We start from the raw sequence: 25300 nt of genomic DNA, 5'->3' as shown, positions 1-25300 counted from the left end.
AGCATATCTTGTCAGGGTGATCTTACTTTCCGTACATTTTCGGGCGGGAACGGCACAGGTAGACGCTTATAGGAAGTGCATGGAAAGCCTCATGCCCATTCAGGCGCGAGCTGACGGACCGGTCGTCAGTGCCATGCCGACGTCCGGAGACGGACGGCGGCTGGTCCGTTGCATGCTGGTTTGCCGCCATTGCAAGACCGGGCGGACGAGTGGTACTTCTCGTGGTAATGAATGAGTCTTCCCGGCCAAGAAGTGACATTGCAGTTTTCTCGCCGAACGGCGCAAGTCGGATCCGAGTCGGACCTTCACTCAGGTCGGATTGTCGTTACGTTAATCATCTCAAAGTCAGGATTAAAACCTGACATTTTTCAAGTACGGCAATGAATTCGACGTGTGATTCTCCTAATCAACGTGTCCTACGTACCGCATTTTCACGATTGAAATTTCGATTACCTGACGTACATATCTGAAATAAGCTTTACCACGATTTTATCAATTTCGCGAAAATCCATGTCTATTTTTTTGCTAAAAAAGCAGGTCATTACATAGTACGGCTCTACGCCGTGGATAATTTCGTAACGAATAGCCCATTCAGAGTCCTCTACAATAACGTTATTCCCCTGAGAATCGACGTATGCAAAAACTTTCGTTGGTGGGGATTTTTTTCCAAGCGGTTGACTGTAAATTACGTAGCCATCCTTCTCGCCGATCTTTTTTGCGCGATAGGATCCATCAACCACTCGATCGGCCATTGTTCCGTTCTTGGGATACGCCTCGACCTGGATGTCAAGCAATCTGTTGTTCATCTTGAAATCCCTAGGTCGCGGCTCGGGCAGCATTGACGAGGAGTCCAGGACCAGTCGAAAACGATACCCGTCGATAATCTCCGGATCGTATCTCTGAGGGATTCTGAATTCGGCTTGGCGTTGAATCCGGGGGTCGCCCAGCACTACGTTGAGATCCTGGTCATCGGCCGGGCTTTTGGGCTGGCAAAAGGCGGTCGAACATAAGGGTGTGAGTAAGGCAAATGCAACAAGGAACCCGGCCGTCCGAGCTGGAAAGCGTTCTATAAAACCAGTAACTCTTTCGAACCAACCGCTCTCGCTCTCCGGCAGGGTTTCTTTCATGTTTTTCACCTCTCATTTGTTGTCTCCACCTTCGACCTAAGTGGAAGCGCATTTTGACGAATAAATTGCCCCAAAACGCTGCGCCACCCGAGATTCTCCTTTCAACTGCTGTCAGATCGTATCTGGGAAAATGGCTTACAAGTGTTGGAGCACACACAATTATTCGTAACGGCTCGTCGTGGTGAGTGGCGAAATCGGTAACTCAAGCTGTAGTGCGCGGTTGTCCGTTATAGACTACGCAGGCCCTCCGCCGACGAGGCCATCTAGGACCGCTTTCGGGTCGCCTGCTGCCGATCGCCGTCAGGCAGAGGTCGGCCAGTTTCGGCGTTCGACGTCCGATCGCGATTGTTGACAAATCGCCTGCGAACTGTAAACGTGCTGTATTGATAGGCGTCTTTGCCCGCGTTGACCTCGACCTCTCTACCTCGTTTTACCTAAATGGAATGAGCGATGAGCACGGAAAACAAACAAAAAGACCTCGGACGTTGCGCCAGCGCTTGGTATACGTATACATCAAAGGTGTTACTCGCATTACTTGTAGCTAGTCAGGTTATTTGCACCGCTGCGAACGCTGACAATAAATCGACCAACGACAGCAACATTGTTGACTACAGGCCTTCGAAGTTTTCCGAACTGGCCGAGACGCCATTCTTTTTTTCCATCGGCAATAAGCTCAAGTATGGCAGAGCCATCGTCGATTCTGCGCCAACGGTATTCGAGGGTGATTTCTCAGATCGCCTACGCAACGCTGTTTACCCATCGCCAAATGACAGAAGGGCGATCGTAGTTACCGGGAAAAAACTTTACTTGGTCGAGCCGGGAAAAAAGCCTTACCTTATCCTGAGCGAAGCCGACAACGAGGTGGGAAGCTTGCACGCGCCGGGAGCCCAATTCTATCGACACTATAGACTTCAATGGGATCCGTCATCGCGGTATATACTGATTCCACGAGATCGAAAGCAGTCTCAAATATCGCAACAATTTTACTCGCCCGACAAAGCACTAGTACGTATTGATGCCGACAATCTCTCCGTCATCCACGAAGTGATTCCGGTGGGCCAATTTCGGAGTTCCTCGTTTTTTTTGATCGAGAGCGAGACCGTTTGCTTCGATTTTGAAGTAAGCCCAAACAGGATAATATGGAAATGTCAGTTGGGTAGTGGCGCGAAAGAAGTTAGATCGATTTCTCACGACGAAATCCAATTCAACGATGGCACAACGATTCCAGAAAAACCGTTTGCGTCGTACAACGGGGATATTCGTGAAACGGAAATATGGCTAACGCACTATGGCTTCATCTTGCGCAGGCTTCAAGATGGGACTGTCGGAATTTTCCGAAGGGATTATCGTGTCACGCCATACATGCGGTTAAACCCCTATAAAAATATAAAGGGGCATGAATTGGACGGACTCCGGCAGAGTGGTGGTCAAGTGCTTCCGGGAGGCCGGTATGCTTTCTTGAATATTTATGGCGCGGCTCTCTTGCTTGACAGTCGCGACGGTTCCTACAAGAAACTCCCCACCGATACGCATTGCTACATCAATTTCAACTCGGCCGCGCACCAGGATAGTCTTGGCGTTATAAATCATGGGTCCGGCTGGATCGACATGAAATTCACACCTGCTTATCCGTTGAGAGCAAACTACACGGAGTAGTAGGGGCGAACGTCCGCTGCTGCGAAAGCTGGCTGGCCGCTTGGGGTCGCGAGTACGCATTCGCTTGTAGTGAACACTGACGTTCGCCGTAGCCGAAGTGCGAACGTCGGCAAAGGCAAAGCGATTCGTTGCCGCCTGACGGATGCGATACCTGAACGTCAGGTGTGGCCGATCAGTGCGCATAGCGCGGGCGGCGCCGGCGACGGTAGGTAAGGCGAGACGGATGGGGCGCTTGACATAGGAACTCGTCGGCGGAAGCGGACAGGCAGGACCGACAGATATCAGGCAGACGTCGAACCGCTTGTGCCCGATGAACGCGGATGGCTCTAATATCCCGCCCGCCAAAGGCGGCGTTCCGGGCGTCCGCCTGAGTCACGGTGACAACCGTTTCCCGTCTCGTTGAGGCCTAATGCAATTCGGCGCGATCCAGGCGACATGGCGGCGGCGTCGTTGGTCGATCGACGCCGCCAGCGACTTAGTCGACTCTGAACAAATCGCGACGCCTTTCGCAGCAAGGGTTTGAGGCAGAAAGAGGTTGATGCAATTGCAGGAACCTGGCACATTAAAGGCGAAATCCTGCAAATTCTGTCGAGGTCTGGATGGGTCCGAAGACACCGGTAAGCGAAGGCGATTTCTTCCGGCAACCACTGCGCGAGCAGATCAACCTGAAGCATTCCTTGGTGAGGCTGGCTGATCTGATCCGGTGGGACCAGCTGGATCGGGCGATGAGTGAGAGCTTTCGCTCGCATCGCGGGCGTCCTGCCACAAGTACGCGGTTGATCGCGGGCCTGCTGTACCTGCAGCATGCCTTCGGCCTGTCGGATGAGGAAGTCGTGTGGCAATGGGTTGAAAATCCATACTGGCAGGTTTTTACGGGCGAAACGTACCTGCAGACGAAGCCACCGGTTGATCCGTCGAGCCTCACGCGCTGGCGCGCGAGGCTGGGTGAGGCCGGCGTAGAGGAGTTGCTGGCCGAGACGATCGAGGCGGCACGGCGCGCGGATGTGATCAAGGCCAGCAGTGCGAAGCGGGTGATTGTCGATACGACGGTGGCAGAAAAGGCCATCGCACATCCGACTGACTCGCGTCTGCTTGAGCGTTGCCGGGAGCATCTGGTTAAAGCAGCCGCGCGTCACGGGTTGAAGCTACGGCAAAACTACAATCGCGAGGCGCCACGCCTGGCTGCCCAGATTGGCAGGTATGCGCACGCGAAGCAGTTCCGGCGCATGAAGAAATCCCTGCGCACGTTGCGCTCGCGCGTGGGCCGTGTGATGCGCGATGTCCAGCGGCAGCTGGATCAGGTTGACGAGGCTGCACGCGCGACGCTGGGTGAACTGATCAACCGTACGAAGCGCATCCTGACGCAGAAGCCGAAAGACAAAAACAAGCTGTACGCCTTGCATGCGCCCGAGGTGGAGTGCCTGTCCAAAGGCAAAGCGCGCAAGCCGTACGAATTTGGTGTGAAAGTGTCGATCGTCACGACACACCGTGAAGGGCTGGTGGTGGGCATGCGTTCGATGCCGGGCAATCCGTACGATGGGCATACGCTGGAAGAAGCGCTTGAACAGGCGCACATTCTGAGTGAGGTAAAGCCTGAGACAGTCTTCGTTGATCGGGGCTATCGGGGCGTTGACATCGAAGGCGTCAAGATCTGGCATCCAGGATTGCGCCGCGGTGTGACGCGAGCGTTGCGTGTGATGATCCGGCGGCGCAGCGCCATTGAGCCAGCTATTGGACACATGAAGAGCGACGGCAAGCTCGGGCGTAACTGGTTGAAGGGTGCTCTGGGTGATGCGCTGCACGCTGTCCTGTGCGGTGCAGGTCACAATCTGCGCCTGATCCTCAGGAAGCTGAGGTTTATTTGTGCGCTCATTCTCGCGATGCTCTATGCAGCCTCTGCGCCGGCGAGTTAGGCAGTTAAACGGACAAGGTAACCGCAGGCGTTACGATGCCGCCTGACAATGGCGACATCGTTCAACCTTGGCGCCAGAAGAAGCCGAAAATGAATTGTTCAGGGGCGACGACTTAGTCGACTCTGAACAAATCGCGACGCCTTTCGCAGCAAGGGTTTGAGGCAGAAAGAGGTTGATGCAATTGCAGGAACCTGGCACATTAAAGGCGAAATCCTGCAAATTCTGTCGAGGTCTGGATGGGTCCGAAGACACCGGTAAGCGAAGGCGATTTCTTCCGGCAACCACTGCGCGAGCAGATCAACCTGAAGCATTCCTTGGTGAGGCTGGCTGATCTGATCCGGTGGGACCAGCTGGATCGGGCGATGAGTGAGAGCTTTCGCTCGCATCGCGGGCGTCCTGCCACAAGTACGCGGTTGATCGCGGGCCTGCTGTACCTGCAGCATGCCTTCGGCCTGTCGGATGAGGAAGTCGTGTGGCAATGGGTTGAAAATCCATACTGGCAGGTTTTTACGGGCGAAACGTACCTGCAGACGAAGCCACCGGTTGATCCGTCGAGCCTCACGCGCTGGCGCGCGAGGCTGGGTGAGGCCGGCGTAGAGGAGTTGCTGGCCGAGACGATCGAGGCGGCACGGCGCGCGGATGTGATCAAGGCCAGCAGTGCGAAGCGGGTGATTGTCGATACGACGGTGGCAGAAAAGGCCATCGCACATCCGACTGACTCGCGTCTGCTTGAGCGTTGCCGGGAGCATCTGGTTAAAGCAGCCGCGCGTCACGGGTTGAAGCTACGGCAAAACTACAATCGCGAGGCGCCACGCCTGGCTGCCCAGATTGGCAGGTATGCGCACGCGAAGCAGTTCCGGCGCATGAAGAAATCCCTGCGCACGTTGCGCTCGCGCGTGGGCCGTGTGATGCGCGATGTCCAGCGGCAGCTGGATCAGGTTGACGAGGCTGCACGCGCGACGCTGGGTGAACTGATCAACCGTACGAAGCGCATCCTGACGCAGAAGCCGAAAGACAAAAACAAGCTGTACGCCTTGCATGCGCCCGAGGTGGAGTGCCTGTCCAAAGGCAAAGCGCGCAAGCCGTACGAATTTGGTGTGAAAGTGTCGATCGTCACGACACACCGTGAAGGGCTGGTGGTGGGCATGCGTTCGATGCCGGGCAATCCGTACGATGGGCATACGCTGGAAGAAGCGCTTGAACAGGCGCACATTCTGAGTGAGGTAAAGCCTGAGACAGTCTTCGTTGATCGGGGCTATCGGGGCGTTGACATCGAAGGCGTCAAGATCTGGCATCCAGGATTGCGCCGCGGTGTGACGCGAGCGTTGCGTGTGATGATCCGGCGGCGCAGCGCCATTGAGCCAGCTATTGGACACATGAAGAGCGACGGCAAGCTCGGGCGTAACTGGTTGAAGGGTGCTCTGGGTGATGCGCTGCACGCTGTCCTGTGCGGTGCAGGTCACAATCTGCGCCTGATCCTCAGGAAGCTGAGGTTTATTTGTGCGCTCATTCTCGCGATGCTCTATGCAGCCTCTGCGCCGGCGAGTTAGGCAGTTAAACGGACAAGGTAACCGCAGGCGTTACGATGCCGCCTGACAATGGCGACATCGTTCAACCTTGGCGCCAGAAGAAGCCGAAAATGAATTGTTCAGGGGCGACGACTTACAACAGGACAGCCTGCTGTAGAAGTTCCAGGGCTTTCATTTCGTCCAGTCGGCCCGTGCGTGCCTTACCCGCCAGCGTCTTGATCAATGCTTCTGCTATCGGTGCGATACCGAAAAGATTGTCCAGGCTGGTTACGGTAGCAAAGGAGAGTGGAGACGGGTTTTGCTGCGGAGTTGCGGAGACGGATAACGACTCGGGCATCGACTCAGCGGGCGCAGATGTGGCTACCGGTGCCTCGCCATTACTTTCTTCCAGTGAGCGGCCGGCAAGGTCGTCGGAGAAATCATTCACATGATTTAGCGGGCTGACGACGATCGTCTCGTGCTCTACTGCGGCATCCGCCGAAACAGGGGAGGGGCTTTCCGAATCGCGCAGGTCGCCTGTACGGGAGCGCTCCGTGTGCGCCTTCGCTTTGGTGAACTTCACCCCTGGCGCGCCATCGTCTGTTGCGGCCGCAAGCCGTTCGTGTTGTTGAACGGATGCGCGACCGCGCGCAGCCGGCGTCAGCAGACGTGACACCGACTCTGGAATTTCTGCTTCGGAGCGCGGCGTGTCCAGCCAGCCAGTTGGCAAACCAAGCCGCTCCGTGAACCGGTGTGCTTCGACACTGTCCATGCGTTTCTTGCCATGTAGCCGATCAGCGATGTTGAATCCGCTCATCTCCATGACCACGCCAAGTCTTACTTTCGATCCGTTGCGACTGGTGAGAAGGTGGAGGTTAGCGCGTCGGATGTTCTCCACCTCGGCGCTGTCGCTCAATGCCAGCGGTTGCTGTTGTGGCGTTTTGGGAGACGTCTTGTCTTTCGAACGCGAAGTTTTGAGCGGCGCGCGAGGTTCAGGCTGTGCAGGCATTTCGCTTTGACTATTCTTGACGGTTCTCGGAGAACCGCCGGCTACTTTCTTTGGCATTTGCGCTTCCTCGGACAAACTATCTTCAGGAACTGTTTGCTGGTCGGCGGTCCTGGCAGGCGCCGGCTCAAGTGCTTCGGACTCTGCGTCGAATCCTTCATCGATCTGAACGAAGTCGAGCGGTGACTTCAGACGGGCGATGGTCTCGTCCGCGAGCGCAGGATTGGGCTGGTCAAAAAAGCCGTGCGGTAATCCAAGCGTGGTTTCCATGTGAAAGGCGGTCTCAGGCGTGAACCGCTCGCCTTTCATCAGTTCGGCCACGCGCGTCATGTTCGATTCGAGTGCGATGGCGATATTCTCTGCGCCGACCACATTGACCAGAAACTGAAACGATCGTGTCTTAAAGATGGAGGCAGTCTGGGCGGCCTCTGGAGGAGGCGCCTTCACATACGGAGGTCCCGGCCGTCGGGGCGGAGGCTTCTTCTCGTGGTGAGGTTGACGCTGGCCGTTGCGCCGGGATCCCGCATATCGCCCGCGGGCTTGACTCATATAGTAGGACTCCATGCGACGTTGATTCTGGACATGATTATAGACGAGGCGATGTCGTCGAAAACGCCTTGCCTGACAGTGGGCAGTGCTGCATGCGCCCCCCCGGCGGTCATTTTGGAACGCATTGTGCGGCGGCTTCGGGCAATAAACGCCGCGCGACTTTCATCCGATGTGCAACCCGTCCGCGGCGATTGGGACGACGACTCCTTGGACGGACCGAACACTGTCGAGTTCGTGGACGCCGAGGTTGCCTTGTTGGCGCAGCGCATTGCAGTTGCGGCCTGCGCGTTCCGCGTAGACTGTCGGTTCATCTGCTCCCGAACTGCAAATGGCTCGTTTGATAAGACCGACACCCGAACAGCAGGCAATCGTCGATGCTGTCGCCGGTGGCAGCGATCTCAAGATCAAGGCCTACGCGGGTGCGGGCAAGACCTCGACGCTACGTCTTGTCGCAAACCGCCTCGCGCATCAGCGTGGCATCTATCTGGCGTTTAACCGCGAGATTGCAGAGCACGCCCGGCGCGGCTTTCCTCCCAACGTGATGGCTGGAACCGTCCACTCGCTGGCCTACCGATCCGTGTCGCCCGCGCTTGCCGCGCGGGTGAGCCACCCCGCGGAGCCGCCTCACGAACTTGCTGCCCGCTATGGCATCGGTCCAGTCGAGGTGCCACTCGTGACGGGAAAGACTGTCGAACTCACACCGTTCGAGCTGGGTCGCATGATTGTCGATGGACTGGGCAGGTTCTGCCGCTCGGCTGACGACGCGCCGAACGCTATCCACGTTCCCGTCGACGAGAAGATCGACGATAAAGCCGCCGACTGGCTGCGGGAAGGACTGAGCCCCTATGTCGCTCGTCTGTGGAGTGAGAGCACGGACCCGCGGGGCCGCAGCGCCATCATTCCCGACGTCTATCTGAAGGTCTGGGCGCAAGGGCACCCGCGCATCGAATCCGACTTCATCCTGTTCGACGAGGCCCAGGACAGCGATGGCGTGATGCTGTGGCTTCTGAACCGGCAGGCACATTCCCAGATCGTCTACGTTGGCGACCCCTACCAGCAGATATACGAATGGCGTGGCGCAGTGAACGCCATGGCGCAGATCGATGCACCCCAACACGCGCTGACCGAGTCCTTCCGTTTCGGTCACACGTTCGCAACGCTCGCCAGCCGGCTACTCGGGCTGCTAGGGGAGCAGACAGCCGTTCGCGGCCAGGGCACGATCGGCTCGATCATCGTCGAAGACCCGATGGTCGCTCCACCCGTTGATGCAATCCTTTGCCGCAAGAATGTGTCAGCCATCTGGCATCTGGCCGCAGGCGTGGAGGCGGGCCACCGACCATCAATCCGCATGAGTCCCGCCGAAATTGTTGCGTATGCAGATGGGGCAGACAGACTGCTCGAGGGGCGGCGGGCCTACCGACCTGCAGCATTTTCGCTGTTTAAGACGTGGAAGGATGCGCAGACTTTCGCACGCAGCGCGGCCGGCGCCGATCTGCTTCCCGTCGTGCGGATTGTCGATGAATTCGGAACCGGCTATCTGCGCTCGCTGGCACAACGCATTACACCTGAAGCGCAGGCCGATTACGTGATCTCCACGGTGCACCGGGCCAAGGGCCTCGAATGGAAGCGGGTGAAAGTCATCAACGATTTTCTGTTCAAATACGTCGATGGTCGCCTGACTGTGGAGGAGGACGAGCTGCGGCTGCTCTACGTCGCGTGCACGCGCGCGCAGCACGTGCTGGACGTATCGGACCTTCGCGAAGCGCTCCTGCCTCTGTTCAGACGATGATCTGATTGCTCTCGCGGAAGAATCGGATGAGGAGGATGTTCAGATCGTCGGCCGCGATTCGTCGAAGTGCAACGATGCTCAGAAGAGGGATGGCTGTTCAGTGGAAGCGACGTCGGGCCTGACTGCGCTTTTCCGGGTGATTGCCCGGGGCCTCGGCGTAGGACGCACAGCGCTGCTGGAGAGCGAAAACGGTTCTTCATCAAGCCGTCTGCCGAGCACTTCCCGATTAAATACGACATCGGGAGAAAGGTGAACGAACGGCGAGGGGGCTTCCGTTGGCATCGGGTTTGAGTCCGGCATCGAAATGATCCGCTTGCGGCTTCGATCATTCCGATTGTACCGGGGCCGCGAGAAAAAAGCCCTTGCAAGTTCGACCTTTGGACGTCAGACACTGGTTCCGTTGAACATCCTGTTACGGCGAACCTTTGGGAATGCCGCGACGGTGACGCAATGGTCGTGGTCGACTCTCTTTCGAATTAATAGACGCCCGCAAATCTGCTCATCCGGCAAGCAGATTCATTCCATGACGCAGCACGACCGATGTGTCAGGAAAATGCCTTAAAACATGCACTCAGATAAAGTTTGCGCAACACCACCCGGCCTGGCAGATTTCAAAGGCGGGCAGGCACACGTCACCCTTCCGCGCGCTCAGGTCGATAAAAGGTGAGGATTTCCAGGAGTCGCGCCGCTTCTAACCTCGAGACACGGGCGAGTAGGAATGCTCGCGATGCGATGTATCGAACAGCCTTTCCATCATCGCTTTTTCCCGCAACCTGGAAGGCAACAGCCCCCGCGCTATCGAGCCCATCTGTCGCAGCCGGCGTTCGCCCAGCACGAGAAGGTGTACTTGTCAGTCGGCGTGCTGCCGCGCGAGTGAACTCCCTGCAAAAGGGTCGTCGCGCAGAAGTTAAAACTGCAGGTAGCAGTCAGGCCGCGTATTAGCGGTCGTGGTGCCGGCGCCGATGACGAATAATTCCGGGTGCGAGAGTTCCGGCTATAGCCTTCATACTTGCCGGCGGTCGCAGTCACTCTTCTGTCAGTTCAGCTTATCCAAAGCCGATGACGGATCCCAATTGTTCGTTGTGAGTTGAAGCATTCCTGAGTTTGTAGGCTCACTATCGACCTGCGGCCTACTTGCTGGCATAGTTCGGCCATTACTACATACACAAAGAGGAAATCATGGCTACGCTCGAAAACCTGCAGGCGAAAATCGCCAGGTTGCAGGCTCAGGCCGAAGCGCTTGCCGCGAAGCAGTCGTCCGGTGTCATCGCGAAGATTCGTGACCTCATGGAAAAGCATGGCCTGACCGTTGCGGACATCAAAGCACATACCGGCGGCAGGAAGCGTGGTCGCAAGCCAGGCGCCGCAAAGGTTGCCAGGTCAGCCGCGCCGGCAAAGTACCGTCATCCGAAGACGGGTGCTACCTGGACGGGGCACGGTCGCGCGCCGGCGTGGATCGCGAGCGTACGTGACCGGACGAAGTTTCTGATCGATGGCAGCGCTGCACAAGCGGCCGTTGCCGCAACGAAACCCGCGAAGGCTGGCAACTACGTGAAGGGCCCCCAGACGCCGAAATACCGTGACTCAAAGAGCGGGGCGACATGGAGTGGCCGCGGTCGGGCGCCGGCATGCTTGTCTGGTGCCAAAGACCGTTCGAAGTTTCTGATTGTCGCCGCGGAGGCGGGCGGTTCAGGCTCGAAAGCCGTTTCGTTCACCAAGGCAACCGCGAAGCAAGCGACGACCAAAAAGGTAAAGGAAAAAGCGGTCGCCGCGAAGAATGCCAAGGCACTGCCAAAACCAGCATCGGCGAAGAAGGGCGCAGTCAGGAAAACTGTCGCGAGGAAGACACCTGCGAAGCGCGCGCCGCACAATCCGGTAGCAGTTGCACCAGCCAGCGAAAGCGTTTCAGTGCCCGTCGCGGGCTGATGGTCAGTGACATGACGGGTTATGAGCAGGGCCTGTCGGTCCTGCCCGAATCGGTGCACCGGAATGCCACGCCGTGCACGGACTCCCGACACGCTGAACCTAAAAAACTTGACCCGCGCAGGGCGGGTCACTTGTCAGGATAGCGCGTGCCGCTTAGACAGGCTTGATATTGGCGGCCTGCTTGCCCTTCGGCCCCATCTTCACTTCAAAGCTTACTTTCTGGTTTTCCTGCAAAGACTTGAAGCCTTCCGTCTTGATTTCGGAGAAGTGGGCGAACAGGTCTTCGCCGCCTTCGTCAGGCGTGATGAAACCAAAGCCCTTTGCATCGTTAAACCATTTCACTGTACCAGTTGCCATTTTTGAACCTGTAAACGTTGAAAGTCGCGTCCGCGACCGCAGTACCACGCAGAGCGAGCGCTCGCGACAGAAGAATTTGTACCACGCGGAATGATACCTGCCAATCAGCATGTCCACCGGCAGCACGTGGACTGCTTTCCCTGGCCCGAACCGGTTCGGACACTGGGGCGCACATTCTCTCCTGGTAATATTCGAGGATTGTGAGCCGGGAACGCCACCAAGCCTCTTCAGCGCAATGATTGCAACCGGCGTTGACAGCGCGCGTCATCTCCACCGCGTCGATAGATCTGCATGGCCTTTGTGCGATCGGGAATAAAGTCGTTTTCGTCCACACCCCACACACCCTCCCAGAAAAGTCCAAAATTGTGCGCCGCGGCTTTGTGTTCGAGATCAGTTGGCCAGAACATGCCATTTGCAGCGGGTCCCCTGACCGCCATCGCCAGGCAACCGAACCCCATCAGCATCAAAAGCGCCATGATAGGCACCGCCGAGCACGAGTTTTGTAGCGGCGAGATTGATCGTGTTTGCGATGAACAGCACCATCACGGCGGTTAGAGGACAGGCGTCGAGTAGGGGGCAAAGATCCATTTCGCGGTGCTGGTCGAACGTATCGACGCTTGAACCGTTCTGGAAAGCGACCGATGGCGCGTAATGGCCGGCGAGTCTTATCGCGACAGTGCCTCTTTTATTCCATCCAGAAATTGAACGGTCTCATAGTCACGAACGAGGTTTTCGAAACCGCGGACGACGTCGGCTTCCATCGCGTGAAGGCCCTTTTCGCCTTGAAAGTTAGATCTGAAGGCCTGGTTGAACCGGTTGTTCAAGTAGGAACTGACTTCCTCAATTTTTTCTGGGCTTCCTGAGTTCGTGAAGAGAACCGACCTGGGTGAAGCAGCGTCATAGAAAAGGTTGTGCCGCCACTTGGGTACAAAGTTCGCCGGCCTCTCGTCGGTGATCCACAAAGAAGCGATAACTTTAAGCTTCCCTTTCATGCCCTTAGGCGTTGCGAAGGTCCACACCTTGCGCGGCAGGCGCGCCTGGAGTTCAGTCAGCTTGTCGGTTTCGGCCCCAAGGGTGCCTATACGCCCTTCGTTTACATCCGATACGAAGTCTTTCCAGTAGTAGAAGATGTCCAAATCTACTCCGTTCTCAAATTCACGATTTCGAGTCAAACGCCGGGATGGCCAACCAGGGCGAAGCTCAGCGTCACGATTCCCAACAGCTCCGATGACGATCAGGCCTGCAGGCGGTCGAACCGCGCGCATTTCTAATCAGGCCCATCCTCGTTCGCGCCGTCACATCGCCAAACCGGTCCGCCAAACCTATTGCCAGACGCTGACCGGGAATTCGAAAGCCTCAGGCGACAAGACGTCGCTCTTCTGCCAGATCACCCGATCGAGTGTAACGGACAGATTCCACGTTTCAGCGGCAACCGGTTCCTTCTTTGCGAATGCCCTGGGCGTAAGCACCGCGATGCACCCGCCTCCCGCCGGATCACGCGCGGATCGATACACGATCGCGTCGAGGTGAGCCTCGCGTGCGACCCCGGCAAAAGCCTGGCAATAGCCATGCTCCGACTTGTTTTCGAACGCCGTCTGCTGGAGCGAAAAGGGCGGCTGGTGGAGATCAACTGCGCGCCCCTGAATCGTCGCCTTGAATAAAGTCTGTGGCAATGTATCGATCGATCCAAGCGACGGCGATTCAGTCAGAAAGCGCCAACGCCAGTAGCCGAGCTCTGCGCACGCGGTGCTTTTAGCGTAGGCGGCATAAAAGACACCTGGATCGTAGGGGCGGCGAAAGCGCGAGCCATACCTGGAGGTCGGATAGCGAAAGGGAGTAAATAGCAACCAGTGGAGTCCGAGCGCTGTGGCAGGAACCGGAGGTTTCGAGGCCTCGAGCAACGCTTCGAGCTGAGCCTGTTCCGCCAGACTGTCAACGAGCGACATCGTTGCCACACGATGTTGAGCCTCGACCGCACGCCAGGTATCCTCGATAAGCTCGCGAGCCTCAGATGCGACCTCGGTAGACGTCCAGGTATTCGACGACATTAACAAGTCCTTGAGCGGAGCGGATGAGATCAATTGGTCTGGCGTTGAGCGCGGTGTTCTCACCCGCCAGCCACGCCTGCGCTTTCTCGCCGGGTCCGACGATGGCGTCGAGTGAACGAAACAGACGCACCAGCAACAACGCCAACTCCCATTCCTTGCCTCGCGATTGCTCAAGCTGGTATGTGCCCGCGACGAGTCGTGAGACAGAAGCTGTACTGAGTCCGAGCACGTCGGCTAGTGTCGTTTGACTGATACGTAGGGCGGCCGCCGCGCGTACCGCCGCCTTGGAAAGGGTGGCAGCGGGCGTTGGGCCGACCGCTGCATGACCTTGCGTTGTCGATGCCATGATGGCCTCCTTTATCTACAGAAATATTATCATCGAATCGTTTCTGTAGCAACGGACCACCGGCGGACGCACGTCAGTTCGCTGCACATCAATTTGACATAACATAAATTATCAACTTTTCTGTATGCAGTTGATTCATAACGCAATTCGCACCGGTCTCGGTCGGGCTTGCTACGTCGCCCATTTCAGATGCCCGTAAGCGAAAGCCTGTGAGCAATCTTGTGGCTTGCCCGAATCATCACGCTGGTCAGGCCCGAGATCTTGTCGGGGTCACTGGCCGTAAAGGTCTGGGCGATGCCGTTGATCGGCGCGTTCAGAACAGCGGCCGCCCGATTGGTCCAGATGAGCGTGAGTGAACATCCCTCCAGCGCCTCATGCGCGAATACGTTGGCCTCTGCGGGACTGATTCTCGCCAACGCTGCCTCAACTTCATCCGGACTGATGCAGCCGGGCAAATAGTTGATCCGAACCCTGCCGATCATCTGCTGTTCGAGCATGATCGTCGCCCCTCGTGCACCCGGCCGACATGGCCATGACTCAGCATAACGCACGCCGTATATCGTCTCCATGCCTTTGACGCGATGGCAAAAAAATGGCCCGCATCTGGGCGGACCCATTTCTGGCGAGGCGAGGCACAGACAGGCGGCCAGTTTCCCGCCAGCCCCGCTGTGCCCCGCTTTGTGGCCACGTGCCGTTAACACGGGCCACGTCTACATGATAGTCACGGCATCCGCGCCCGGCGGAGTTTTTATCCGCTCAAACGCGCGCGGGCGTGCGCGTCGGGTGGGCGGTCCGGGAAGCCAGTATCCGCTGGATGGTGGCCAGCGATTGCCCGGCAGCCGTGCTAGACGGACAAAAGCCCCGAACATTGCAATCGCGATAGTCCTCAACTGCTAGACTGGATTCAGGCGGCTCAGGGCTATGAGCTGGCGGTTTCCGCGTCGATGCCTCTCCGCGCTCGGTCGACGAAGGCTGCTCCAGCTTTTCAACGCCCTGAGCTTGAGCGCCCACTTCCGGAAACGTGACTCGGGTGGCTGGGCTCCCCAGTCATGTGAGGACGGTAAGCCAAGGCATTCCGTGCACGTGGCGATGGGAGCCGCGCGGAAACCGGCCCCGCTGCAGTACGGACGGGACGGCCCGTTCATTAGGGCGCGATAGCGGGGCCACGGACGCCCGCGTAAGAAGCGTAGGCGTTTTCTTTTGATGGGTTTAGGCCCTTGCCGCTATAGCACCCGCGGCGACCCGTGGGCGGGGCGCCGTCAGGGGGAAAACAGGCGGTTACGCCGCTGGGAATCCAGTAAACGCTGCCTTACGCGAGCGCGAGCGCCTTTGGCCTTCCCTCGGGCGTGCCATCAGAGCCGCCGTGTTGGCGGTATTTCGGTCATGTGCGCGGAATTGCGGGGTTGCTGTCCCACTGACCTGACGTCTGCACCTCTGTGACTCAGTGGGGATTTCCTCCTATCGCGTGACGCTTCGATGAAAGTTGTGCACAGAAAATGTGAATGAGCCTGTGGATAATTGACGGGGGAATGTCATCTAATGGTTTGATTGCGTGCGCATTTTCTGCAATGCGCGACAAACCGGACTACGCCGTATATTCACCACTTCAGCGACGTCCCCCCTTCCGCCCGGCTATTGAGCTTGTGTTCGTTCATCGTGAGGGCACCGCCAGAATCGACGACATAGATGCACGTCGCTCCGTAGTTTTGTAATTTTCCTTCTTCTTCGCTATTCGACGGAAACGGAAACATCGCCGGCTCTCGTCAATTTCATTAAAAAAGATTCGGATTGCGAAACAATTTCGCTAACTTTGCTTATGTAAAATTCAAGATCCGAGCGAACATCGCAGCCGGTCTCGATAGCGATGCACCGACACTTATGCGAATGCATCCCTCATTTATGAAGGAGTCGATCGACCGACACGCTCGCGCGCGATCCTGTGCCGAGGCGGCGTTTCTTTCTTGCCGACAAGGTGCCGACAACGAGACGGGCCTGGAACCCAGGCCCGTTTTGAATTCCCCCTCCGATCAGACCAACTTTCCTGTTGGCGGTGTGTTACAGAAGAGAGCGTCAGGAGCCGCGCGATGGCATGCACGGCGCGCCGTGCGTGCCTTACGCGATCGTCAGACGCTTCTGGTCGGCCGGCGCCTTTTTCGGCAAGCTCAACGACAGCACACCGTCCTTGTACTCGGCCGTCGCCTTGGCGTCGTCCACCTCGCCGGCGAGCGAGAACGAGCGGCTGAATGCGCCGGAATACCGCTCGCGCCGGATCACGCGCTCGCCTTCCTTTTCTTCCTTGTTCCGCTCGACCTTCGCGTTGATCGACACGATGCGCCCGTCGATATGGACGTCGATATCCTTCTTGTCGAGGCCCGGAAGCTCTGCCTTCACTGTATAGGCACCGTCGTTTTCCGTTACGTCGATCTTCATTGACGCAAGCTCGGCGTCCTGAGACGTCGCCATCGACCGCATGGGCCGGAAGAAACCCTGGAAAAGATCTGAAACGACCGGGTCCAGCGAGAACGGGTCAAAACGCGTCAGATTGCTCATTGCACTTCTCCTTCAGATAAGCAGGCCAGGACATGGCCCCGATTGTCCGACCTCAAAAGCCGGCTCACTGCGCGGCTGCGGCCCCTTGGCGGCAGCCACGCGTTTTCGCGCGGGATCGTGTTACGCGCCGATGGATAACTGGTCCACGACATTGCGCACGCCCGGCGCGGACCACGCCGCATGACAGGCAATCGACCTCTCCGGGAACGAACCCACTTTTCCCCGCAGTGTCACGGTGCCGTCGCTCACGCTGACGTCGATATGGCGCGATTCGTCTTGTGCATGGCGCGTCAGCGCGGCGCTGATCTTGCCGGCGATATCGACGGCACCGGCGTTGCCCCGTACATCGATCTGGTTGACCACTGTCACCACGCCGCGCAGGCGCGCCACGGCGTCTTCGGCGACCTTCGACTGATAGCCCCAGTCGACTTCACCCGACAGCGTCACGACGCCCTTCTCCACCGTGACTTTCACGCTCTTTTCCGACAGGCCGGCCGTCCATTCGAGCACGGACCGAACGACGGCAGCGATCTCTTCGTCACTGCGCCTGTCCTCGCCAGGCAAGCGCACGTCGAGCTCGACGACGACGCCTTTCACGCCCTCGACGCGCTGTGCCGCCCGGCGAGCCGCAAGCTTTTCCGCGAAGCTGCCCAGATGCCCCGCCAGCGTTACGATGCGGTCATGCACCTCGACGCCGATACCTGCCGCGTTGATGGACGGATCCCACTCGAGTTCCTGCTCGACGTCCTTCTTCAGTTCGATATCACTCTTCATCGAATCTCTCCTGTTCCGATGGAAGATCGTTGCGGCTTGACGGCTTTCACGGCTCGCCGCATCGTGAATTCATGGTTTCAGCGTATCCGTACCGGCCCCCGCGCCGTTGATTCATGTCAATCGCCCTCGTGTGGCGCCAGGCGATGTGCCTCAGCCGCCAGAAGCACCGGCCGCGTCCCGCCTCGCGCGAGACGCGCGTCGACGTCGCAAGCGAGACGGCTTCATCCTGAGCACGATTGCCTGTGTTCTCCGGCATCGACATCCGTGCCTGTGCGCGTCAAGGGCCGGCTACGCTGTCTCGCCATCGCTATCGCTATCGCCGTCGCGCGATCGAGATCGTTCTCCGCACCCGTCGAAACGTCGCCAAAGACCAGTTCCTCTGCGACGCGGCCCCCGGGCAGCGCATCCTCGAGCAGTTCGCTTTCGCGCAGCACATAGCGGACTTCCGTCGGCAACTGGTGCGTGTAACCCAGCGCCGCGACGCCGCGCGGAATGATCGACACTTTCTTGGCGGGATTCCAATGCTTGCGGCTATGCGCGACGAGCGCGTGACCGGCCTCGTGGTACGCAATCGTGATCTTTTCCTGCGCGTTCATTACGCGGCTCTCGCGTTCCATGCCCGTCATCGCGCGAAGGACGCTGTGTGGGCATCATGGTCTCTCGGGACGATGGGAAGCGGCGTGTCCGGTTTCACGATGTTCTGCCGGCATCGCCCCTGCCCCGTTGACGCAGATCAATCGGCTTCCCGTACGCGGCGACTTAAATAGGCAGACAGTCCATTGCGGTTGCGCACCGAATGCGCGATCGGCCAACGCTTGCGGAGGTCTGTCGTGTTGCACAAATCACTCGTATTTCATCAGGACGCGCGCCAGTTGCTGCTTAACGGCGTGAACGCGCTCGCTGAAGCCGTCAAGGTCACACTCGGCCCCGGCGGCCGCAATGTGATCGTCGAGCGGGTGCCGGGTGCGCCGCTCGTCGCGAACTCCGGGGTGGTGGTCGCCGGCTCGGTCGACCTGTCCGATCCGTACGAGGAAATGGGCGCGCAGCTGTTGCGCGAGGTCGCCACGCGCACCAGCGAAGTCGCGGGCGACGGCACGACGACGGCCACGACGCTCGCCCAGGCCATCGTCGTCGAGGGCAACAAATGCGTGACGGCGGGGCACGATCCGATGGCGCTCAAGCGTGCCATCGAAGATGCGGGCAAGCAGGTCGTCGCGGAACTCCACCGGCTTGCACGCCCGTGTTCGAGCGTCGACGAAATGCGCCAGATCGCGACGATTTCCGCGAGCGGCGATGCGAGCATCGGCACGCTGGTGGCCGACGCGGTCGCGCGCGTCGGCAAGGAAGGCGCGATCAGCATCGAGGACGGCTCCAAACTCGACGACGAACTGGAGACGGTGGACGGATCGCTGCTGGATCGCGGTCTCGTGTCGCCGCTCTTTCTCGGCGAAGACCAGCGCAATGTGGTGCTCGACGAACCGGGCGTGCTGTTGTGCGACATGAACATCTCGTCGATCCCGCAACTGCTGCCCATACTCGAAGCGGTCATGGGAACGGGCAAGCCGCTTTTCGTGATCGCCAACGAGATCGAAGGGGAAGCGCTCGCAACGCTCGTCGTCAACCATCTGCGCGGCACGTTCAAGTCGTGCGCGATCCGCTCGCCCGGCTTCGGCGAGAGCCGCACCGAGCAACTGGCGGATCTCGCCGCCCTGACGGGGGCCACCGTCATCTCGGCGCAGACAGGGCGCACGGTCGAAAACGCCACACTCCAGGATCTCGGCGCCGCGCGGCGCATCGAAATTACGCGCGACACAACGACGATCGTTGCCGGGACGGGCGACCATGCGCGCATCGCGGACCGCATCGCCGGACTGAAGAAGCGCATCGACGCAAGCGCAGCCGGATACGAGCGCGACAGCCTCAACCGGCGCCTCGCCAAACTGTCGGGCGGCGTCGCCGTGATCCGGGTCGGCGCCGCAACGGAAACGGCGCTGCGCGAACGGAAGAACCGTTTCGAAGATGCACTTCATTCGACGCGCGCCGCCGTCGAGGAAGGCTTCGTGCCGGGCGGCGGCGTCGCATTGCTGCGCGCGCGCCGGATTCTCGAGCACTACGGCGAGACACAGGCACAGAAAATCGGCGCGCGGATCGTGTACGACGCGCTCGCTTCGCCACTGCGCCAGATCGCGCAAAATGCCGGCGCGGATGCTCAGGCCGTCGTCCATGCCGTTGCCGCAGCGAGCGACGCATACGGCTACGATGCCGCTCACGGCGATTATGGCAACATGATCGAGCGCGGTATCGTCGATCCCGTCAAGGTGGCGCGCACCGCCTTGCAGAACGCGATCTCGGTGGCATCGCTCCTGCTGACCACCGACTGCATGATCGTGCATCCGCAGAAGGATCGCGTCCATGGCGCGGGTCGCGGCGACTGGGGCCGGGAGTTTGCATGAGGAGCGCCCTGTTGCGGCGCCGTCCGCTTGTCGCCCGTCGGGCAACGTATCGTGTCGCGGCATTGTGCTTGTTTGCCGCGACGGTGTTGTTCGCCGTCACCCCGCTAACGGCGCCTGAAGCGGCCGCAGTGCAAGGCGCGAACGAAGCGCGGTCGGCCGTGGCGATCCTTGTCTACCATCGCTTCTCAGATTCGGTCGACGATTCGATGACCGTGCGCATCGCGACGTTCGAGGCACATCTGAACTTTCTGCGTGAACACGGTTACGCGATCGTCCCGCTGCGTGCGGTCGTGAGGTGGTTGCGCGAGCCAGCCGCCACGCTGCCGGCCAAAGCCGTCGCGCTGACGGTCGACGACGGTCACAAGTCCGTCTATCAGGGGTTGCTTCCTATCGTGCAGCGCGACCGGTTGCCCGTCACGCTTTTCATCTATCCGTCCGCCATCTCGAACGCGTCCTACGCACTGACCTGGAAGCAGTTGCGCGAAATGCAGGCAACCGGCCTCTTTGACGTTCAGTCGCATACGTGGTGGCACCCGAATTTCCAGGTCGAGCGGCGCCGGCAGTCGCCCGCCGAATTCGAACGCTTCGCGACCACGCAAATGGAGCATTCGCGCGAGCTGATCGAATCCCGGCTAGGCGGCCAGGTCGACATGCTGGCCTGGCCCTTCGGCCTGTATGACGAAGACCTCGCACGTATTGCCAGCGGGCTCGGCTACGTCGCGGCATTTACGCTAAACGGGCGGCGCGTCGTCCGTTCTGATTCATTGCTGGCGCTACCCCGGTTCCTGATGGTCGACGCGGTGACGCCCCGTATTCTCGGTCGGCTGCTGGGCGAGCCCGAGATACCCTCCGTTTCAGCAGCGAAGGCACGCCGATGACGCGGCTCATTGCATTGCTATGCTGCGCGGTTGCTGTTGCCGCCGTGTGCATTTCCCCGTCACGCGCCGCGCTCGAGATCGCGGGCGTGATTGTCGACGAATCGACGCATCGTCCCATACCGCACGCCATCGTTACGCTCGACGGCGAGGCACAGTATGCCGACGCGTCCGGAACGTTTCACAGTTCGAGCCCGGTCCGCGTTATCGCTGCTCGCGCGCCAGGCTACCGGTCGACATCGCTCAGCCCGACGCCCGAGAAACCTCTCGTCGTCCCGCTGACGCCCTTTCGCGCCCGAGGCGTCTATCTGTCGACCTATGGCGTGGCAACAAAGAGCCTGCGCAATGCGGCCGTGGCCTTAAAGAACACCAACGGCATCAATGCGCTTGTGATCGATGCAAAGGGCGACCGAGGTCTGACCTCTTACCACAGCGGTGCGCGTGAGGCGACCGGCGCCGCCGCCCATGCGCCCTCACCGGCGCCCGTTGTTCAGGACATGGCCGCGCTATTGCAGAATCTGCATGGCGAGGGCCTGTACCTGATCGCGCGAATCGTCGTCTTCAAGGACGACCCGCTCGCCAGCGCACACCCCAGTTGGGCCGTTCGAGATGCGCAGGGCAATGTCTGGCAGGATGGAGAGAAGCTGCGGTGGGTCGATCCGTTCAGGCGCGAAGTCTGGGCACACAATCTGGATGTTGCCGAAGAGGCGGCACGGCTTGGGTTCGACGAAATCCAGTTCGATTACGTGCGTTTTCCGGATGCACCCGGACTGGTTTTCAGTGAACCGAACACGCGTGCGAACCGCACTGCCGCAATAGCAGGCTTTCTTGCTGCGGCGCGCGCACGGCTTGCTCCCTACAACGTATTTGTTGCCGCCGACATATTCGGATACGTGTGCTGGAACCTCGATGACACCGCGATAGGCCAGCAACTCGAAACATTGGGCGCGTCGCTCGACTACATTTCGCCGATGCTGTACCCGTCCGGCTTCACATGGGGACTGCCGGGGTGCACCAAACCAACGGCCGATCCCGGGCAGATCGTACGCCGCTCGCTGGCAGAGGCGCAACGGCGCACGGGACTGCCGGGCGTGCGCTTCCGGCCGTGGCTGCAGGCATTTCGCGACTATGCATTCGATCACCGTGACTTCGACGCCGACGAGATCCGCGCTCAGACCGACGCTGCCGACGCCGAGCACTCGGACGGATGGATGCTATGGAATCCCCGCAATCGCTACGACCCCGCGCAACTGCCGCACTGAAGCTCGCGTGCGCGCTAGGGTTTGTCATATGCTCGAGCGCCGTGCATGCGCACGCAGATGCTTCTGCGTTTGACGGACCGGCGCGCAAGGTTCTCTCACAGATCGTAGCCAGCGAAGTCGCAGATGGTCGCATTCCAGGCGCAGTGATCGTCGCGGGCACGGCAGAGGGACAGTCGTGGCAACTCGTTCAGGGCAACCGCATGCTACGGCCGCATATCGAGCCGATGACGTCAAATACCGTCTTCGACCTCGCTTCGCTGACGAAGGTCGTCGCGACTACCACCGCCATCATGCAGCTCGTCGAGCGCGGCAAGCTGAACCTTGCCGAGCCCGTCGCCCGCTACTGGCCCGCATTCGGCGCCAACGGAAAGGCGCAGATTACCGTGCAGCAGTTGCTGTCTCACACCTCGGGCTTGCCCGCCGAACCGCCCGACCTTGCCGTACCGGCAACCGGCGCGAAGCGAGACGCGCTGCTGCGTCGTATCGCCAACCTCGAACCCGTCGCCATGGCGGACGAACGAACCCTCTACAGCGACGTCAATTTCGTCGTGCTCGGCGAACTGGTCACGCGAGTGACAGGCTTACAGCTCGACGCGTACTGCCGAAAATTCATATTTGCTCCCTTAGGCATGAAGGACACGGCTTTCCTGCCCGATGCAACCCGATCCGCGCGCAGTGCGCCAACGACAGCCAATTCTCGCGGGTTGCGTCAAGGCCGCGTCCATGATCCACTCGCGAGCGCATTGCGAGGCGTCGCGGGCAACGCGGGACTCTTCTCGACCGCGAGCGATCTCGCACGCTTCGCGCAGATGCTGTTGCACGACGGACTTGCCAGCAGCGACGGCACAGCGTCGGCAGCATCGCACCCCGTTCGCGTTCTCACCTCCGAAAGCATTGTGCGGATGGCCGTGCCACAGGCCGTCGTCACGAGTCCGCCATGGCGGGGGCTCGGCTGGGAACTGTATGCGCCTCTGGCGCCAAATCGCTATCGGCTGCCACCTGTCGGGGCGATCGGTCATACGGGTTTCACCGGGACAGGCATGTGGATCGACTTCGTGACGCGACGCTTTCTCATCGTCTTGACCAACCGCGTGCATGAGGGCGAACAAGGCGACGCCATGCCGCTGCGAGCCCAGACTCTCGCATTGCTGTCGAGCGGCGGCCCGCCGGTTTCGTCGCAGCAGATCGCCCGCACGCTGCCGCCTGTGCGCATCGCGCTCGAACAGGCGGCGCGCCTGCCTTCCGCGAGAGGCCCCGTTCGAACTGGCATCGATGTACTCGCGGCACAGGGCTTCGACATGCTGTCCGGCATGCACGTTGGCCTGGTGACGAATCGCAGCGGCTTCGACGCTGCTGGCCGACGTACGGTCGATGTCCTGTTACATGCGCCGCATGTCGAATTGATCAGGCTCTTTTCCCCCGAGCATGGGCTAAATATCGACGCGGACGAAGCAGTCGGCGACAGCATCGATCCGTCGAGCGGACTTCAGGTGCACAGCCTGTATGGGCAAGCGAATCGCTTCGCGCCTGGCGCACTCGACGGCCTTGATGCGCTTGTCTTCGATATGCAGGACGCGGGAGTTCGCTTCTTCACTTACGAGACGACGCTCGGCTATGCGCTGGAAGCCACGGCTGCCGCACATATTCCCCTCGTCGTGCTCGACCGGCCCAACCCTTGGGCGCGGACCGCTTCGGCGGTCCGTCGCTGGACGCAGGGCACGAGAGCTTTACAGGCTACTTCTCTCTCCCGCTGCAGCACGGCATGACTGTCGGCGAACTCGCCGCCCTGTTCAACGACGCGCGTCACATTGGCGCAGACGTGCGCGTCGTCCCGATGGAAGGCTATTTGCGTTCGATGCGCTTCGCCGATACGGGTCTAGGGTGGATACCGATATCGCCCAACCTTCGCACGCTTTCCGCGCTCGACCTTTATCCCGACATCGCGCTGCTGGAGGGCGCGAACGTGAGCGTTGGCCGCGGGACGCCTCACCCGTTCGAATGGATCGGCGCACCGTGGATTGACGGCAAAGCTCTGGCTGCAAGACTCAACGACGCGCATGCCGACGCGCACTTCGAAACGGTCGATTTCGTGCCCGCTGAGTCGACGTTTCATGGCCGGCTTTGTCACGGCGTGCAGATTTCGCGAACCCAGCCTGATCGCGTGCCTGGCAAGCTCGGCCTGACGATTGTCGCGACCCTGCACGCAATGTATCCGCAAGTTTTCGACCTCGCCGCGACGCGAGACGCCATAGGTTCAACCGAAATCCAGGCTGCAATCGAGCGGAGCAGAGCCCCGGACGATCTGCAGACGCTCATTGCCCGCGATGCCGATGCGTTCCGGCCGCTTCGGCAACGTTTCCTGCGTTATTGACGGCCTACGGAGCAGGTGATGTGGTACGCCTTCATCGATGCACAGCGACACCTCACTCGCGCGATTGCAGAGGAAATGGCGTGAGACGATGTCTCAGGTGCCTCGACGCAAGTGAATGCATTCAGACACTGGCTGCTCAGATCGGTCAGTGCCTATGGCGAAGCGCCGCCCTTTGGCATCCGTTCGGTGACAAACGGCGAAAGCCGCATCGATATCCAGGAGACCGTCGTTGATTCCGTGCCGACAGGCGTGTTGCGCAAGTTCACGCGTCTGCGTGCATGTGCACCTGAAAGCATGGCTCCTCGCACAGATGCCCGTTCGTTGATGTGTGGGCGAATGTGAACCGCTTGAGCGGGGCTTCCGCGAGCGTTGCCTCCGCAATAGCGCTAAAAGGTTCTGCGTAAGCCCTGAGCACGCGCTTTGCGACTGCAGCCGCGATTCCCGTCGACTTCGGCTTCTAACCGCGCTAACCGCTCGAGCAGCCGCTCAATCTGCGCGGCGATAGCCTCGTCGCACTCCGCGCTGCCCAGCGCTGCTCGCAGACGCGCCTTCCAATACGCCGGATCGTTGACGGCGCTACGCACCGAAAAATACGCTCTGGTCTGTTCAAGCAACGAAATTGCAGCCTTGAGATGCGCAACCTCACGCTCGAGTTCAAGATAGGAGAACGAGGACATGTCGGCTCCGCTCAAGTAATGGTCTCCGCGTCCATATTGCCTGGCGATATACATCTCGCATTTGATACCGATCAATTCCGACGTGACGGGCATTCAGCACGGTCAAACCGCCT

Annotated in this window: 20 protein-coding genes and 2 pseudogenes; 10 read left to right on the top strand and 12 right to left on the bottom strand. The window is 59.6% G+C overall.

What is annotated here, in order from left to right; all coding sequences use genetic code 11:
• Nucleotides 1–449 precede the first annotated feature (449 nt).
• Nucleotides 450–1127, bottom strand: a complete 678-nt coding sequence (locus FRZ40_RS35405; protein ID WP_147237291.1) for a hypothetical protein — start codon at nt 1125–1127, stop codon at nt 450–452.
• Nucleotides 1128–1577: 450 nt separating this feature from the next.
• On the opposite strand from FRZ40_RS35405, the gene FRZ40_RS35400 reads away from it, so the two are divergent.
• The 3 genes from FRZ40_RS35400 to FRZ40_RS35390 all read left to right on the top strand — a co-directional run bounded on the left by FRZ40_RS35400 (nt 1578) and on the right by FRZ40_RS35390 (nt 6246).
• Complete coding sequence (locus tag FRZ40_RS35400) at nt 1578–2783, top strand: hypothetical protein (RefSeq protein WP_147237290.1); 1206 nt, start codon at nt 1578–1580, stop codon at nt 2781–2783.
• A gap of 599 nt (nt 2784–3382) precedes the next feature.
• The gene (locus FRZ40_RS35395) at nt 3383–4696 is read left to right on the top strand and encodes an IS5 family transposase (protein ID WP_147233505.1); all 1314 of its coding nucleotides are present in this window, start codon (nt 3383–3385) and stop codon (nt 4694–4696) included.
• A 236-nt stretch (nt 4697–4932) separates the two neighbouring features.
• Entirely contained in the window at nt 4933–6246 is a 1314-nt protein-coding gene (locus FRZ40_RS35390; protein ID WP_147233505.1) for an IS5 family transposase, read from the top strand.
• 112 nt (nt 6247–6358) lie between these two features.
• Here FRZ40_RS35390 and FRZ40_RS35385 read toward each other — a convergent pair whose 3' ends face one another.
• Nucleotides 6359–7759 (bottom strand): hypothetical protein, encoded by a 1401-nt coding sequence (locus FRZ40_RS35385; protein ID WP_147237289.1) that lies wholly within the window; start codon nt 7757–7759, stop codon nt 6359–6361.
• Nucleotides 7760–8087: 328 nt separating this feature from the next.
• On the opposite strand from FRZ40_RS35385, the gene FRZ40_RS35380 reads away from it, so the two are divergent.
• Nucleotides 8088–9548, top strand: a complete 1461-nt coding sequence (locus FRZ40_RS35380) for a UvrD-helicase domain-containing protein (RefSeq protein ID WP_147237288.1) — start codon at nt 8088–8090, stop codon at nt 9546–9548.
• Between the two features lie 1179 nt (nt 9549–10727).
• Complete coding sequence (locus FRZ40_RS35375) at nt 10728–11474, top strand: H-NS histone family protein (protein ID WP_147237287.1); 747 nt, start codon at nt 10728–10730, stop codon at nt 11472–11474.
• A gap of 153 nt (nt 11475–11627) precedes the next feature.
• Here FRZ40_RS35375 and FRZ40_RS35370 read toward each other — a convergent pair whose 3' ends face one another.
• From FRZ40_RS35370 to FRZ40_RS35330, 9 genes and pseudogenes are all read right to left on the bottom strand, one after another.
• On the bottom strand, nt 11628–11831 hold the full coding sequence (locus FRZ40_RS35370) for a cold-shock protein (protein ID WP_007577962.1): 204 nt from the start codon (nt 11829–11831) through the stop codon (nt 11628–11630).
• A 227-nt stretch (nt 11832–12058) separates the two neighbouring features.
• Nucleotides 12059–12307 (bottom strand): hypothetical protein, encoded by a 249-nt coding sequence (locus tag FRZ40_RS35365; protein ID WP_240057434.1) that lies wholly within the window; start codon nt 12305–12307, stop codon nt 12059–12061.
• Nucleotides 12308–12496: 189 nt separating this feature from the next.
• On the bottom strand, nt 12497–12967 hold the full coding sequence (locus tag FRZ40_RS35360; RefSeq protein WP_147237286.1) for a hypothetical protein: 471 nt from the start codon (nt 12965–12967) through the stop codon (nt 12497–12499).
• 186 nt (nt 12968–13153) lie between these two features.
• Nucleotides 13154–13879 (bottom strand): RES family NAD+ phosphorylase, encoded by a 726-nt coding sequence (locus FRZ40_RS35355; RefSeq protein WP_147237285.1) that lies wholly within the window; start codon nt 13877–13879, stop codon nt 13154–13156.
• On the bottom strand, nt 13839–14225 hold the full coding sequence (locus FRZ40_RS35350) for an MbcA/ParS/Xre antitoxin family protein (protein WP_147237284.1): 387 nt from the start codon (nt 14223–14225) through the stop codon (nt 13839–13841). The genes FRZ40_RS35355 and FRZ40_RS35350 overlap by 41 nt, the downstream gene beginning before the upstream one ends.
• A gap of 185 nt (nt 14226–14410) precedes the next feature.
• The gene (locus FRZ40_RS35345; protein WP_147237283.1) at nt 14411–14722 is read right to left on the bottom strand and encodes a hypothetical protein; all 312 of its coding nucleotides are present in this window, start codon (nt 14720–14722) and stop codon (nt 14411–14413) included.
• A gap of 1615 nt (nt 14723–16337) precedes the next feature.
• Nucleotides 16338–16775: an Hsp20/alpha crystallin family protein gene (locus tag FRZ40_RS35340; protein ID WP_147237282.1), complete on the bottom strand. Its 438-nt coding sequence runs from the start codon at nt 16773–16775 to the stop codon at nt 16338–16340.
• A 120-nt stretch (nt 16776–16895) separates the two neighbouring features.
• Complete coding sequence (locus FRZ40_RS35335) at nt 16896–17549, bottom strand: BON domain-containing protein (RefSeq protein WP_028371250.1); 654 nt, start codon at nt 17547–17549, stop codon at nt 16896–16898.
• 307 nt (nt 17550–17856) lie between these two features.
• Nucleotides 17857–18181 (bottom strand): annotated as a pseudogene (locus FRZ40_RS35330) (cell division protein FtsH); the annotation flags it as partial.
• 198 nt (nt 18182–18379) lie between these two features.
• Here FRZ40_RS35330 and groL point away from each other — a divergent pair.
• The 5 genes and pseudogenes from groL (at nt 18380) to FRZ40_RS45435 (ending at nt 24510) form a co-directional block, all read left to right on the top strand.
• Nucleotides 18380–20002, top strand: a complete 1623-nt coding sequence (gene groL, locus FRZ40_RS35325) for a chaperonin GroEL (protein WP_147236483.1) — start codon at nt 18380–18382, stop codon at nt 20000–20002.
• The gene (locus FRZ40_RS35320) at nt 19999–20880 is read left to right on the top strand and encodes a polysaccharide deacetylase family protein (RefSeq protein ID WP_147237281.1); all 882 of its coding nucleotides are present in this window, start codon (nt 19999–20001) and stop codon (nt 20878–20880) included. The genes groL and FRZ40_RS35320 overlap by 4 nt, the downstream gene beginning before the upstream one ends.
• On the top strand, nt 20877–22139 hold the full coding sequence (locus FRZ40_RS35315; RefSeq protein ID WP_147237280.1) for a putative glycoside hydrolase: 1263 nt from the start codon (nt 20877–20879) through the stop codon (nt 22137–22139). Before FRZ40_RS35320 ends, FRZ40_RS35315 begins: the two co-directional genes overlap by 4 nt.
• Nucleotides 22085–23994, top strand: a pseudogene (locus FRZ40_RS35310) (serine hydrolase); the annotation flags it as partial. The gene FRZ40_RS35315 and the pseudogene FRZ40_RS35310, both read left to right, overlap by 55 nt.
• A complete protein-coding gene (locus FRZ40_RS45435) occupies nt 23974–24510 on the top strand; it encodes a DUF1343 domain-containing protein (RefSeq protein ID WP_420873940.1) in 537 nt (178 codons plus the stop codon). The pseudogene FRZ40_RS35310 and the gene FRZ40_RS45435, both read left to right, overlap by 21 nt.
• A gap of 386 nt (nt 24511–24896) precedes the next feature.
• On the opposite strand, the gene FRZ40_RS35305 is transcribed toward FRZ40_RS45435, so the two are convergent.
• Complete coding sequence (locus FRZ40_RS35305; protein ID WP_193567059.1) at nt 24897–25187, bottom strand: hypothetical protein; 291 nt, start codon at nt 25185–25187, stop codon at nt 24897–24899.
• Nucleotides 25188–25300: the final 113 nt, after the last annotated feature.

Source organism: Paraburkholderia azotifigens, from assembly GCF_007995085.1.
Taxonomy (GTDB): Bacteria; Pseudomonadota; Gammaproteobacteria; order Burkholderiales; family Burkholderiaceae; genus Paraburkholderia; species Paraburkholderia azotifigens.
This window is presented reverse-complemented; position numbering and strand designations above follow the sequence as displayed.

Bases quoted from the DNA above. Each gene is read 5' to 3' on its own strand.
- FRZ40_RS35405 (WP_147237291.1), bottom strand. From the start codon at position 1,127: ATGAAAGAAACCCTGCCGGAGAGCGAGAGCGGTTGGTTCGAAAGAGTT.
- FRZ40_RS35400 (WP_147237290.1), top strand. From the start codon at position 1,578: ATGAGCACGGAAAACAAACAAAAAGACCTCGGACGTTGCGCCAGCGCT.
- FRZ40_RS35395 (WP_147233505.1), top strand. From the start codon at position 3,383: ATGGGTCCGAAGACACCGGTAAGCGAAGGCGATTTCTTCCGGCAACCA.
- FRZ40_RS35390 (WP_147233505.1), top strand. From the start codon at position 4,933: ATGGGTCCGAAGACACCGGTAAGCGAAGGCGATTTCTTCCGGCAACCA.
- FRZ40_RS35385 (WP_147237289.1), bottom strand. From the start codon at position 7,759: ATGAGTCAAGCCCGCGGGCGATATGCGGGATCCCGGCGCAACGGCCAG.
- FRZ40_RS35380 (WP_147237288.1), top strand. From the start codon at position 8,088: ATGGCTCGTTTGATAAGACCGACACCCGAACAGCAGGCAATCGTCGAT.
- FRZ40_RS35375 (WP_147237287.1), top strand. From the start codon at position 10,728: ATGGCTACGCTCGAAAACCTGCAGGCGAAAATCGCCAGGTTGCAGGCT.
- FRZ40_RS35370 (WP_007577962.1), bottom strand. From the start codon at position 11,831: ATGGCAACTGGTACAGTGAAATGGTTTAACGATGCAAAGGGCTTTGGT.
- FRZ40_RS35365 (WP_240057434.1), bottom strand. From the start codon at position 12,307: ATGGCGCTTTTGATGCTGATGGGGTTCGGTTGCCTGGCGATGGCGGTC.
- FRZ40_RS35355 (WP_147237285.1), bottom strand. From the start codon at position 13,879: ATGTCGTCGAATACCTGGACGTCTACCGAGGTCGCATCTGAGGCTCGC.
- FRZ40_RS35350 (WP_147237284.1), bottom strand. From the start codon at position 14,225: ATGGCATCGACAACGCAAGGTCATGCAGCGGTCGGCCCAACGCCCGCT.
- FRZ40_RS35345 (WP_147237283.1), bottom strand. From the start codon at position 14,722: ATGCTCGAACAGCAGATGATCGGCAGGGTTCGGATCAACTATTTGCCC.
- FRZ40_RS35340 (WP_147237282.1), bottom strand. From the start codon at position 16,775: ATGAGCAATCTGACGCGTTTTGACCCGTTCTCGCTGGACCCGGTCGTT.
- FRZ40_RS35335 (WP_028371250.1), bottom strand. From the start codon at position 17,549: ATGAAGAGTGATATCGAACTGAAGAAGGACGTCGAGCAGGAACTCGAG.
- FRZ40_RS35320 (WP_147237281.1), top strand. From the start codon at position 19,999: ATGAGGAGCGCCCTGTTGCGGCGCCGTCCGCTTGTCGCCCGTCGGGCA.
- FRZ40_RS35315 (WP_147237280.1), top strand. From the start codon at position 20,877: ATGACGCGGCTCATTGCATTGCTATGCTGCGCGGTTGCTGTTGCCGCC.
- FRZ40_RS45435 (WP_420873940.1), top strand. From the start codon at position 23,974: ATGGAAGGCTATTTGCGTTCGATGCGCTTCGCCGATACGGGTCTAGGG.
- FRZ40_RS35305 (WP_193567059.1), bottom strand. From the start codon at position 25,187: ATGTCCTCGTTCTCCTATCTTGAACTCGAGCGTGAGGTTGCGCATCTC.